The following is an 11,694-nucleotide window of genomic DNA, read 5'->3' as shown; positions in this document are numbered from 1 at the left end:
CGGTGCGGACGGGGTCGGCGGGCTTGGCGGCGATGGCGGGATCGGTGCGCGGCTGGGTCTGATCGTTGAACTGGCCCACCGGCGAGGGCTGCTGCGCCAGCGCCGCGCCCGCCCCGGCAAGGCTCCCCCCGGCAAGGCTCGCCGCCAGGAGCGCGCCGGCCGTTCCGATCCCGACGCCGCGGCGTCGCACCGGTCCTGTCCTCGTCCGTCTCATCCGTTCGGTCATCGTCAGTCCCCAACCCATACGCTGCACCGGCTGCCCCACAGGGTTCGTCCCGCTTGTCGTGTCGCGGCCGGCGGCTCCCTCGCGGAGCGATGTTCGGTCGTCTGCTTCCCCCCGGAAGCGTGTCGGCGGGCGCGCCGGGCGCGTCCGCCGCAAGGGATCTCGGCTCAGTGGCTGATCATCCAGGGCCGCGCGTTCGGGAAGCTCTTCGCCGCCGCGGGTGCGGCACTCGTCTTCCTGGGCGAGCAGCAGCCGCAGCCGGCCCCGTGAGCGCCCGAGCGCCGCGGCTCGTGGCGGCTGCGCTCGTTGGTGGCGTGGGCCGCCTTCAGCCCCGCATCCATGCCGGAGATCCGCGGAGCGGTGAGGAAGGCGCGCTGGCACGCCTCGCCGCAATCCGGGCAGTCGTGCGGGTCCTTGAACTGCGCCATCGGGCGCAGGACGGTGAAGGGACCGCACGCTTCGCAGGCGTAGTCGTAGACCGGCATGATCAAAGGTCCGGCGAGAGCGGCATCTGGACGGAGCCGTCCAGGAACTTCGTCGGCCCGGCCGCGGACGGGTTGATGTCGAAGTCGAAGATGCCGGTCGGAATCCAGAGGGTCGCGCAGGCGTTCGGGATGTCGACGACGCCGGAGATGTGGCCCTGGACCGGGGCGGTGCCGAGGATCGAGTAGGCCTGGGCGCCCGAATATCCGAATTTCTTCAGGTACTCGATCGCGTTGAGGCAGGCCTGACGGTAGGCAACCGTGACGTCCAGGTAGTGCTGCTTGCCGTACTCGTCGACGGAGACGCCCTCGAAGATCAGGTGGTCGTCGTATTTCGGGGTGACCGGCGACGGCTTGAAGATCGGGTTCTTGATCCCGTACTTGGCCATGCCGTCCTTGATCAGGCTCACCTTGAGGTGGACCCAGCCCGCCATCTCGATGGCGCCGCAGAAGGTGATCTCGCCGTCGCCCTGGCTGAAATGCAGGTCGCCCATGGAGAGGCCGGCGCCGGGCACGTAGACGGGGAAGTAGATCTTCGAGCCGCGCGACAGATCCTTGATGTCGCAATTGCCGCCGTGCTCGCGCCCCGGCACCGTGCGGGCGCCAGTGGCGGCGGCCGCCTCCTTCGCGTCGCCCTTCAGCCGGCCCATATGCGCGGTCGGGCCGAAGGGGAGGGTGGCCAGCGCCGGCACCCGGCTCGGATTGGTGTCGTAGAGCGCCTTCTCGCGGGTGTTCCAGGTCTCCAGCATCTTCGGATCGGGCAGGCAGCCGATCAGGCCGGGATGGATCAGGCCGGGGAAGCGCACGCCGGGAACGTGGCGCGACTTGGTGAACATGCCCTCGAAGTCCCAGATCGACTTCTGCGCCTGGGGGAAGTGCTCATCGAGGAAGCCGCCGCCGTTGTTCTTCGAGAAGAAGCCGTTGAAGCCCCACTGGCTCTCGGGCTTGGCGCCGATATCGAGCAGGTCGACGACGAGCAGGTCGCCGGGCTCGGCGCCCTCGACGCCGATCGGGCCGGAGAGGAAGTGGACGATCGACAGGTCGATGTCGCGCACGTCGTCGGCGGAATCGTTGTTCTTGATGAAGCCGCCGGTCCAATCGTAGGTCTCGACGATGAAGTCGTCGCCGGGCTTCACGGTCGCGACCATCGGGATGTCCGGGTGCCAGCGGTTGTGCACCATGTCGTTGTCGTAGGCCGACTGCGTGAGATCGACCTTGATCAGGGTCTCGGGCATTTCCTTCGCAGCTCCTTTAGCGTCCAGAATTCGGGCAGCCGTCCCCGTTGCGTGTCCGGCATGAGTCCGGCCGCCCCCGTGGATCGTTGTTGTCGTTCTTCGTTCATCCGGCGCCGCTCGGCGCCGGATCGGTTCGGGCGGGCCGCCGGAGCGCCCCGCCGATGGCTCAGCGCGCGAGCAACTCCTTCAGCGCCGCATCCAGAACGGCGATGTCGTCGGGTGAGGTGCCGGGGCCGCCGGCGAAGTGGCCCCAATAGGTCTCGACCGTGCGCAGCTCGGCATTCGGCATGTGCTCGACCTCGATGGCGCTGTCTTCCGGCGGGAAATACAGGTCGGTCGAGGCCGGCATCACGAATGCCTTGGCCTTGATCGCGCCGAGCGCCCTCTTGAAGTCGCCGCCGTAGAGGTCGTTGGCCGAGATGTCGCCGTTCTGCCAGGTCCAGAGCATGGCGAGCAGGTTGTTGGCGTCCTTTTCCAGCAGCCAGCCCTCCCAGAAGCCAACGAGGAAGTCTTCGAGCGAGGCGTAGCCCATCCGCTTCAGGTCGGCCTCGACCCGGTAGAACGTCTGCGAGAAGCCCCAGCCGGCATAGACCCGGGCGGCGGCGCGCAGGCCCTTCTGCGGCTGCTCGGCGTAGAAGCCGTCGGCGAAGGCGGCATCCGCCTGGAGCGCGGCCTTGACGCCCTCCAGGAAGACGAAATTGTGCCGCGAGCACTTGGCCGAGCCCTGGAAGGGCAGAATGCGCTCGACCATGTCGGGGAACAGCGCGCCCCAGTGGAAGGTCTGGAGCGCGCCCATTGACCAGCCGGTGACGAGCTTGATCCGCTCGATCCCGAAGACTTCCGTCACCAGCCGGTGCTGCTGCACCACGTTGTCGTAGGCCGTGACCCTGGGGAAGCGCGGCCCGTTGAACGGCGCGGGCGTATTGCTCGGCGAGGACGACAGCCCATTGCCGAACATGTTCGGCACGATGATGAAATACGTGTCCGGGTCGAGCGCCTTGCCCGGCCCGATCAGCCACTCGTTCTCGAGATGGGTGCCGGAATACCAGCACGGATAGACGATGACGTTGTCCTTGGCCGCGTTGAGCGTGCCGTAGGTCTTGTAGGCGAGCCGCCCCCCGCGGATCGTCTGCTTCGACTGCAGGACGACGTCGCCGAGTTCGAAGATCTCGTAATCGGCCATCGCGACGATCCTCAGACCGACAGGAACCGGGCGACCTGCGCCTCGTCGATGTCGGCGCGCAGACTCTCGTGGACGATCGAGCCGTTCTCGATGACGAGAACGCGATCGGCCACGTCCATGGCAAAGCTTAGGACCTGCTCCGAGACGACGATCGACAGACCGCGCTCGTCGCGAATCTTCTTCAGCGTACGCCCCATCTCGCGAATAATCGAGGGTTGAATGCCCTCGGTCGGCTCGTCGAGGAGCAGAACCTTCGGGTTGCTGGCGAGCGCCCTCGCGATGGCGAGCTGCTGCTGCTGCCCGCCGGAGAGGTTGCCGCCGCGCCGGCCCTTCATCTCCAGGAGGACCGGGAACATCGTGTAGAGATCCTGCGGCACCTTGCGCGAGCCGGTGACGGTGAGCCCCGTCTCGATGTTCTCCTGCACCGTCATGGTGGAGAAGATCATCCGGCCCTGCGGCACGTAGGCCAGCCCCTTGGCCACGCGGGCATGGCTCTTCAGGGCGGTGACGTCAGTGCCGTCGACGGTGATCGTGCCGGACTTCGTCGGCACGATGCCCATCAGCGTCTTCATGAGCGTCGACTTGCCCATGCCGTTGCGGCCCATCACGGCGACGATCTCGCCGGGCGCGACGTCGATGTCGATGCCGTGCAGCACCTCGCTCTGGCCGTAGGCGGCGTGGAGGTCGGCGATCGACAGCATCGGCGCGGCGCCGGGCATGACCGGCGGCACGAGGGGGGCGGGTGAAGTCTGGAGCATGGTCCGTTCGCCCTCAGTGACCGAGATAGACTTCGACGACCTTCGGGTCGTTCTTGACCCGCTCCATCGACCCTTCGGAGAGCACCTTGCCCTGGTGGAGCACGGTGACCCGGTGGGCGATGTCCTCGACGAACTTCATGTCGTGCTCGATGACGAGCACCGAGCGGCCCTTGATGATCTGGTTGAGAAGCTCGGCGGTCTTGATGCGCTCGCCGACGCTCATGCCGGCCACCGGCTCGTCGAGCATCAGCAGTTCCGGGTCCTGGATCAGCAGCATGCCGATCTCCAGCCACTGCTTCTGGCCGTGGCTCAGGAACTCGGCGCGCTCGTCGAGCTGGTCCTTCAGGAAGATCGTCTGCGCGATCTCGTGGATGCGGTCGCGCACCTCGGCGTCGCGCTTGAAGGTCAGCGCCCCGAACACCGAGCGACCGCGGGGGAACGAGATCTCGAGATTCTCGAACACCGTCAGGTCGTCGTAGATCGACGGCGTCTGGAACTTGCGGCCGACGCCCGCCTGGACGATCGCGCTCTCGGAGAGCTTGGTCAGTTCCTGGCCCTTGTACTTGATCGAGCCGGAGCTGGCCTTCGTCCGCCCGCAGATCAGGTCGAGCACCGTGGTCTTGCCGGCGCCGTTGGGGCCGATGATGACCCGGATCTCGTCCGGATCGACGTAGAACGACACGTCGTTGACCGCCTTGAACCCGTCGAAGGAGACGGTGAGCGCCTCGACCGCCAGCAGGAAGTTCTTCTCGTCCGCCGGGGTGCCGATCGGCGCCGAGGTGAGAGCGGAGGGGAGGATGGCCGCGTTCATCGATGGGTCCTCACTCGGCCGGGGTGCCGTGGGGCAGGGCGGGGTTGGCGACGGGGGCCAGACCCTTGGCCTTGCGGAACAGGCGGGGTTCGACATGCTCGCGCCACAGGCCGGCGATGCCGTTGGGGAAGATCAGCACCACGGCGATGAACAGGCCGCCGAGGCCGAACAGCCAGAGGTCGGGGAAGGACTCGGAGAAGGAGGTCTTGGCCCAGTTGACGAGAAGCGTCCCCCAGACCGCGCCGAAGAGCGACAGGCGCCCGCCGACGGCGGCGTAGATCACCATCTCGATCGAGGGCACGATGCCGACGAAGGAGGGCGACATGAACCCGACCTGCAGGGTGAACATCGCGCCGCCGATCGCCGCGAAGCCGGCGGCGAGGCAGAAGGCGAACACCTTGAAACCCGCCACCGAGTAGCCCGAGAACCGGACCCGGTCCTCCTTCTCGCGCATGGCCACCAGGATGCGCCCGAGCTTCGACTTCTTCACGTACTGCGCCATCAGGATGCAGCCGATGAGCAGTCCGCCGTTGACGAAGTAGAGGATGACCTTCGCGTGGTCGGTGCGGATGTCCCAGCCGTTCAGCGTGCGCAGGTCGGTGATGCCGTTGATGCCGCCGGTGTAGCCCTGCTGGCCGACGATCAGAATCGTCAGGATCGCGGCGATCGCCTGGGTGATGATGGCGAAGTAGGTGCCGCCGACGCGGCGCTTGAACATCGCCACCGAGATGATGAAGGCGAAGGCCACCGGCACCGCGACGACGAGGATGAGCGTCAGCGGCAGGCTGTGGAAGGGCTGCCAGAACCAGGGAAGCGAGGTGATCTGGTTCCAGTCCATGAAGTCGGGGATGCCCGGCGTCGACTGGATCTTCGTGTTCTCGACGCTGGATGCTTCGAGCTTCAGGTACATCGCCATGCAGTAGCCGCCGAGCCCGAAGAACACGCCCTGGCCCAGGGAGAGAATGCCGGCATAGCCCCAGCAGATGACGAGGCCGAGCGCGACGAAGGCGTAGGTGAGGTACTTGCCGACGAGGTTGAGGCGGAAGCCGTCGAGCATCAGCGGCAGGACGACCAGGATCACGCCGGCGAGAAGCAGCAGGCTCACCCACTCGACCGGCTTCATGAAGGGGTTGTCGTTGACGGTGACCGCTTTCGACAAGGATTGGACTGGGCTCGTCATCGGGGCGCGCTCCTCAGCGACGGACCTTGAGGGTGAACAGGCCCTGCGGCCGCAGCATCAGGATCGCCACCACCGCGAGCAGGGTGAGCACCTTGGCCATGGAGCCGGAGAGGAAGAATTCGAGGGTCGACTGGGTCTGCGAGATCGAGAAGGCCGAGGCGATGGTGCCGAGCAGGCTCGCCGCGCCGCCGAAGACGACGATCAGGAAGGTGTCGACGATGTAGAGCTGGCCCGAGGTCGGCCCCGTGGAGCCGATCATGGTGAAGGCCGAGCCGGCGATGCCGGCGATGCCGCAGCCGAGGCCGAAGGTGTAGCGGTCGACCTTCTCCGTATCGATGCCGACGGCGCCCGCCATCGGGCGGTTGCTCATCACCGCGCGGATCTGCGCGCCGAAGCGCGAGCGGTAGATCAGCAGGGCGACGCCGAGCGTGATGACGGTGGTGACCGCGATCACGAACAGGCCGTTGATCTGCACCTCGATGGAATCGGTCACGGGGATCGAGCCCATCATCCACGAGGGCAGTTCCACGCCGACCTCGCGCGGGCCGATGATCGTGCGGTAGGCCTGCTGCAGGATCAGCGAGAGGCCCCAGGTCGCCAGCAGCGTGTCGAGCGGCCGCTTGTAGAGGTGGCGGATCAGAGCCCATTCCACCAGCATCCCCATCGCTCCGGACGCCAGGAAGGCGAGCGCCATGGCGATGAAGAAGTAGGCACCGAAGAGTGAGGGAAGGTGCGCCTGGAAGAAGGTCGAGCACAGATAGGTGACGTAGGCCCCCAGGATCATGAACTCGCCGTGGGCCATGTTGATGACGCCCATCTGGCCGAAGATGATCGCGAGACCCAGCGCCATCAGGACGTAGACGGAAAACAGGATCAGACCTGCGAAGCCCTGCATCACGAAGATCGAGCTGAGGTCTGCGAGCGAATAGTCGCCGAACATGGTGGTGGTCCCCGGCGGAATGTTCTGGGAGGGCGCAGCAAGTGTCGGGCCACGCATTTCCCCTCCCCCTTGTGGGGAGGGGCAGGGGTGGGGGTGGTGCCGGATCGATCGCGGCGGTGCCTTCTGCGCCACCCCCACCTCCAACTCCTCCCCACAAGGGGGAGGAGAGTCCGTCGCGGCTACTGATACCCCTTCGGGAAGGGGTTCGGCTCGATCAGCTCGGGGCTCTCGTAGACCACCTCGAACTGACCCGTGGGCAGGGCCTTGGCGACGCGGGTCTTCGACCAGAGGTGATGGTTCGGGTGGATCTTCACGTAGCCTTCCGGCGCCTCCTTGAACTCGATGTCGGCGGAAGCCGCGACCACCTTGTCGACATCGAAGGAGCCGGCCTTCTCCACCGCCATCTTCCACAGGAACGGCCCGAGATAGGCGGCCTGGGTCACGTCGCCGATGACGGTCTTCTCGCCCCACATCTTCTTGAAGGCGGCGACGAACTTCTCGTTGTTCGGGTTCTTGAGCGACTGGAAGTACTTCATGCAGGAATAGGCGCCGGCGATGTTGTCGCCGCCGATGCCGTCGATCTCGTCCTCGGTGACCGAGATCGTCAGCAGGGTCTGCTTCGAGAGGTCGATGCCCGCCGCCTTGAGCTGCTTGTAGAAAGCCACGTTCGAGCCGCCGACCACGTCGGCGAAGATCACGTCGGGCTTCTTGAGCTTGATCTTGTTGATGACCGAGTTGAACTGCGTGTGGCCGAGCGGGAAGTACTCTTCGCCGGCGACCGTTCCCTTGAGCACGTTCTCGATGTGCTTGCGGGCGATCTTGTTCGAGGTGCGCGGCCAGATGTAGTCCGAGCCGATCATGAAGAACGACTTGGCGCCCTTCTCCTTCGCCACCCAGTCGAGCGAGGCGAGGATCTGCTGCGTCGCCTCCTGGCCGGTGTAGATGACGTTCTTGGACTGCTCCAGGCCCTCGTAGAAGGTCGGATAGTAGAGCAGGCCGTTATACTGTTCGAAGACCGGCAGCGCGGCCTTGCGCGAGGCCGAGGTCCAGCACCCCATCACCGCGGCGCAGTGGTCGTTGACGAGGAGCTTCTTGGCCTTCTCGGCGAAGGTCGGCCAGTCGGAGGCGCCGTCCTCCTGGATCACCTTGATCTTGCGGCCGAGCACGCCGCCCATCTCGTTGATCTGCGCGATGGCGAGCTTCTCCGCCTGGATCGAGCCGGTCTCGGAGATCGCCATCGTGCCGGTGGCCGAGTGGAGGATGCCGACCGTGACCTCGCTGTCGGTCACCGCGAGCCCGGTCGTGTTGACGGCCGAGGTCGGGGCGGCGGCGAACGCCCCCCGCGGCATCATCGCCAGGGCAGGCAGGCCTGCGAGCCCCATGAGCAGCTTGCGCCGCAGGGCCGATTCCGGGCCCTTCCCCTTTTCATCCGCCATCGTGCCTGAACCCCTGATCTCGCGTCGGCGCGGCTCTGCCGGTCGGCGGCCGTGCTCGAACAGGGTGAAGGCTAGGCTTGATTGTGCGACGCACCCTATACGCTGTTTTGCGTATGTCCGCCGGACAGCCCGGGCCGTACCGTGCCGCTCTCGATTCCGTGAGAGCCTCGCGTTAGGGATGTCTCGTGCCGCGCAGTGGCGGAGTTTGGTCGGCACATCCGTTGCAGGCCGGTGATCCGCCCATCGTGAGGACGGCCCCCTGAGCGCCCGGTCCATCATCCCGATCCGTCGCGACTACAACCGCTTCGTCGCCGACGAGACGCTGGAAGACTACGCCCTGCGCTTCACCGCCAAGAAGGCGCGGCGCTGGTCGCCCTTCCGCATCGCCCAGACGGCGCTCGGCTCGCTCTCGTTCCTGGCGCTGGAGGCGATCGGCGGCACGCTGGTGCTCGCCACCGGCTTCACCAACACCTTCGCCGCGGTGCTCGTCGTCGGGCTCATCATCTTCGCCACCGCCGCGCCGATCACCATCTACGCCGCCCGCTACGGGGTCGATATCGATCTCCTCACCCGCGGGGCGGGCTTCGGCTATCTCGGCTCGACCATCACCTCGCTGATCTATGCCGGCTTCACCTTCCTGTTCTTCGCCATCGAAGCCGCGATCATGGCGCTGGCGCTGCAGCTCTGCTTCGGCCTGTCCCTGTGGATCGGCTACATCGTCAGCGCGGGGGCGGTCATTCCGCTGGTCGTCTACGGCATCCGCCTGATCAGTCGCTTCCAGCTCTGGACCCAGCCGCTCTGGATCGGCCTCAACCTTCTGCCGCTGGTCTATATCGGGCTCGCAGGGCCGGTGCCGTTCGAAGCCTTCACCGGCTATCCCGGTCTGGAGGCGGCGGGGGCGGGCTTCGACCTGCGCCTGTTCGGGCTCGCCTCGGGCATCCTCCTGGCGCTGCTGGCGCAGGTCGGCGAGCAGGTCGATTTTTTGAGATTCATGCCGGCACCCCGCGGCAAGGGCGACTGGCGCTGGTGGACGGGCGTCCTCTCGGCGGGAGCCGGCTGGATCGTGCCGGGCATGCTGAAAATCCTGCTCGGCGCCTTCCTCACGGTGCTGGCACTCGGCCACGGCATCTCGCCGGAACACGCCGCCGAGCCGACGCAGATGTACGCGGTCGCCTTCGGCTACGTCTCGGGCTCGCCCGGCGTCGCCATCGCGCTGACCGGCCTGTTCGTGGTGATCTCGCAGCTCAAGATCAACGTGACCAATGCCTATGCCGGCTCGATCGCGTGGTCGAACTTCTTCTCGCGCCTCACCCACAGCCATCCGGGCCGGGTGGTCTGGCTCGTCTTCAACGTCGCCATCGCCCTGCTCCTGATGGAACTCGGCATCGACAAGACCATCGAGAGCACGCTGCCGCTCTACGCCTGCGTCGTCTCGGCCTGGGTCGGGGCGCTCGCGGCGGACCTCGCGGTCAACAAGCCGCTCGGGCTGTCGCCGCCGGGCATCGAGTTCAAGCGGGCGCATCTCTACGCCATCAACCCCGTCGGCACCGGGGCGATGGTGCTCTCGCTGCTGGCCGGCTGCCTGATCCATGCGGGCCTCCTCGGCGACGCGCTCCAGCCCTTCGCGCCGATGCTGGCGCTCGCCACCGCGTTTGCCGCGGCGCCCGCCATCGCCCTCGCCACCGGGGGCAAGCGCTACCTCGCCCGTGAACCGCACACCGCCTGGGACCGGCCGGAGATCACCTGCCGGGTCTGCGAGCACCCGTTCGAGGCCGAGGACATGGCCCGCTGCCCGGCCTATTCCGGGCCGATCTGCTCGCTGTGCTGCTCGCTCGACGCCCGCTGCGGCGACCTGTGCAAGCCGCACGGCCGGCTGGAGGCCCAGGCCCGCGACACCCTCGCCCGCGTCCTGCCGGCCCGCACCGCCGCCTGGATCGGCGCCCCGCTCGGCCGCTACCTCGCGCTGATGCTGACGCTGATCACGGTGATCGGGCTGATCCTCGTCATCGTCCATGCCGGCGCCGCCGCCGGGCACCCAGAGCATGCCGAGACGCTGCGGGCGGCGCTGACGAGCCTGTTCTTCATCCTGATCGTGATCCTCGGGGTGGTGGCGTGGCTGTTCGTGCTGGCGCAGGAGAGCCGCCGCGTGGCGCAGGAAGAGACCGCCCGCCAGACCGCCCTCTACGAGGCCGAGATCGCCGCCCACAAGGTCACCGACGCCAAGCTGCAGCAGGCCAAGGAGACGGCGGAGGCCGCCAACCTCGCCAAGAGCCGCTACGTGGTCGGGATCAGCCACGAGCTGCGCACACCGCTCAACGCCGTGCTCGGCTACGCGCAGCTGCTGGAGGGCGATCCGACGATCCCCGAGCCGCGCCGCAACGGAATCCGGGTGATCCGCCGCAGCGCGCAGCACCTCTCCGGGCTGATCGACGGCCTGCTCGACATCTCGCGGATGGAGGCGGGGCGTCTCCAGACCTACCGCAACGAGATCCGGCTCGCCGACTTCCTGACCCAGATCGTGGACATGGTGCGCCTGCAGGCGGAGGGCGCGGGCCTGAGCTTCCGCTTCACCCGGCCCGAGATCCTGCCGGCGGTGGTGGCGACCGACGAGAAGCGCCTGCGCCAGATCCTGCTCAACCTCCTCTCCAACGCCATCAAGTTCACGGCGAAGGGCGAGGTCGCCCTGGAGATGACCTATCGCGGGCAGGTCGCCGTCTTCACGATCCGCGACACCGGGCTCGGCATCCCGGAGGCCGATCTCGGCCGGATCTTCGAGCCGTTCGAGCGCGGCTCGATGCCCGCCGCCCGGGCGGCGCCGGGCACCGGGCTCGGGCTGACCATCGCGGGTCTGCTGGCGCAGGTGATGGGCGGCGAGATCACCGTCGAGAGCCGGGTCGGGAAGGGCACCTGCTTCCGCGTGCGGCTGATGCTGGCCTCGGTGAACCGGCCGGCGCCCGCCGCGATGCCGGCTCCGGCGGCGGTGGCGCGGCCCGCTCTGGCGGAGTCCGGCCGCACCATCCTCGTCGCCGACGACGATCCGGCCCACCGCGCCCTGATGCGCGAGATCCTGGAGCCCCTCGGCTTCACCGTCGCCGAGGCGCCCGACGGACCCGCCTGCCTCACCCTGGCGAAGGCGTGCGAGCCGGCGCTGATCCTGCTCGACATCGCCATGCCGGGCATGACCGGCTGGGAGGTGGCAAAAACGTTGCGTGAGACGGGCTTCACCGCCCGGATCGCGATGATGTCGGCCAACGTCCACGAGATCAGCCCGACCCGCGGGGCGGACGCGCCGCACGACGACATCATCGCCAAACCGTTCGACATGCAGGATTTCCTGGAAAGGATCACCACGTTGCTGGGCAGCGCCCGCCCGCATCCCGCCCCCAGTCACTTAAACACAAATCCCACCCCACCAGCCCAGAGAGCATGAGGGTTAGCCGGTGCAC

General features: G+C 67.3%; 9 protein-coding genes and 2 pseudogenes. 1 reads left to right on the top strand and 10 read right to left on the bottom strand.

The window, feature by feature from the left end:
• The 10 genes and pseudogenes from ABS772_RS04040 to ABS772_RS03995 form a co-directional block, all read right to left on the bottom strand.
• A pseudogene (locus ABS772_RS04040) lies at nt 1–226 on the bottom strand (carbohydrate porin); the annotation flags it as partial.
• Nucleotides 227–390: 164 nt separating this feature from the next.
• Nucleotides 391–708, bottom strand: a complete 318-nt coding sequence (locus tag ABS772_RS04035; protein WP_238258801.1) for an FmdB family zinc ribbon protein — start codon at nt 706–708, stop codon at nt 391–393.
• Nucleotides 709–710: 2 nt separating this feature from the next.
• Complete coding sequence (fmdA, locus tag ABS772_RS04030) at nt 711–1,940, bottom strand: formamidase (protein ID WP_350392353.1); 1,230 nt, start codon at nt 1,938–1,940, stop codon at nt 711–713.
• Between the two features lie 166 nt (nt 1,941–2,106).
• On the bottom strand, nt 2,107–3,123 hold the full coding sequence (locus tag ABS772_RS04025; RefSeq protein ID WP_350392351.1) for an alpha/beta fold hydrolase: 1,017 nt from the start codon (nt 3,121–3,123) through the stop codon (nt 2,107–2,109).
• Nucleotides 3,124–3,134: 11 nt separating this feature from the next.
• Entirely contained in the window at nt 3,135–3,824 is a 690-nt protein-coding gene (urtE, locus tag ABS772_RS04020; protein ID WP_238256185.1) for an urea ABC transporter ATP-binding subunit UrtE, read from the bottom strand.
• 70 nt (nt 3,825–3,894) lie between these two features.
• The gene (gene urtD, locus ABS772_RS04015; RefSeq protein ID WP_238256183.1) at nt 3,895–4,692 is read right to left on the bottom strand and encodes an urea ABC transporter ATP-binding protein UrtD; all 798 of its coding nucleotides are present in this window, start codon (nt 4,690–4,692) and stop codon (nt 3,895–3,897) included.
• 10 nt (nt 4,693–4,702) lie between these two features.
• Complete coding sequence (gene urtC, locus ABS772_RS04010; protein WP_238256182.1) at nt 4,703–5,872, bottom strand: urea ABC transporter permease subunit UrtC; 1,170 nt, start codon at nt 5,870–5,872, stop codon at nt 4,703–4,705.
• 13 nt (nt 5,873–5,885) lie between these two features.
• Nucleotides 5,886–6,812, bottom strand: a complete 927-nt coding sequence (gene urtB, locus ABS772_RS04005) for an urea ABC transporter permease subunit UrtB (protein ID WP_238256184.1) — start codon at nt 6,810–6,812, stop codon at nt 5,886–5,888.
• A gap of 179 nt (nt 6,813–6,991) precedes the next feature.
• Nucleotides 6,992–8,248 (bottom strand): urea ABC transporter substrate-binding protein, encoded by a 1,257-nt coding sequence (urtA, locus tag ABS772_RS04000; protein WP_350392349.1) that lies wholly within the window; start codon nt 8,246–8,248, stop codon nt 6,992–6,994.
• A 330-nt stretch (nt 8,249–8,578) separates the two neighbouring features.
• Nucleotides 8,579–8,704 carry a hypothetical protein gene (locus ABS772_RS03995; protein ID WP_283206915.1) on the bottom strand — a complete coding sequence of 42 codons (126 nt, stop codon included), beginning with the start codon at nt 8,702–8,704 and terminating at the stop codon, nt 8,579–8,581.
• On the opposite strand from ABS772_RS03995, the pseudogene ABS772_RS03990 reads away from it, so the two are divergent.
• Nucleotides 8,694–11,636, top strand: a pseudogene (locus tag ABS772_RS03990) (ATP-binding protein); the annotation flags it as partial. The gene ABS772_RS03995 and the pseudogene ABS772_RS03990 overlap by 11 nt on opposite strands.
• Nucleotides 11,637–11,694: the final 58 nt, after the last annotated feature.

It is taken from the genome of Methylorubrum podarium, from assembly GCF_040270385.1.
GTDB classification, from domain to species: domain Bacteria; phylum Pseudomonadota; class Alphaproteobacteria; order Rhizobiales; family Beijerinckiaceae; genus Methylobacterium; species Methylobacterium podarium.
The sequence above is the reverse complement of the archived record's forward strand: the minus strand, read 5'-3'. Positions and strand labels throughout refer to the sequence as shown.

Coding starts and splice junctions, on each gene's coding strand:
- urtA (WP_350392349.1), bottom strand. CDS start 8,248: ATGGCGGATGAAAAGGGGAAGGGCCCGGAATCGGCCCTGCGGCGCAAG.
- fmdA (WP_350392353.1), bottom strand. CDS start 1,940: ATGCCCGAGACCCTGATCAAGGTCGATCTCACGCAGTCGGCCTACGAC.
- urtD (WP_238256183.1), bottom strand. CDS start 4,692: ATGAACGCGGCCATCCTCCCCTCCGCTCTCACCTCGGCGCCGATCGGC.
- urtC (WP_238256182.1), bottom strand. CDS start 5,872: ATGACGAGCCCAGTCCAATCCTTGTCGAAAGCGGTCACCGTCAACGAC.
- ABS772_RS04025 (WP_350392351.1), bottom strand. CDS start 3,123: ATGGCCGATTACGAGATCTTCGAACTCGGCGACGTCGTCCTGCAGTCG.
- urtB (WP_238256184.1), bottom strand. CDS start 6,812: ATGTTCGGCGACTATTCGCTCGCAGACCTCAGCTCGATCTTCGTGATG.
- urtE (WP_238256185.1), bottom strand. CDS start 3,824: ATGCTGTCGATCGCCGACCTCCACGCCGCCTACGGCCAGAGCGAGGTG.
- ABS772_RS04035 (WP_238258801.1), bottom strand. CDS start 708: ATGCCGGTCTACGACTACGCCTGCGAAGCGTGCGGTCCCTTCACCGTC.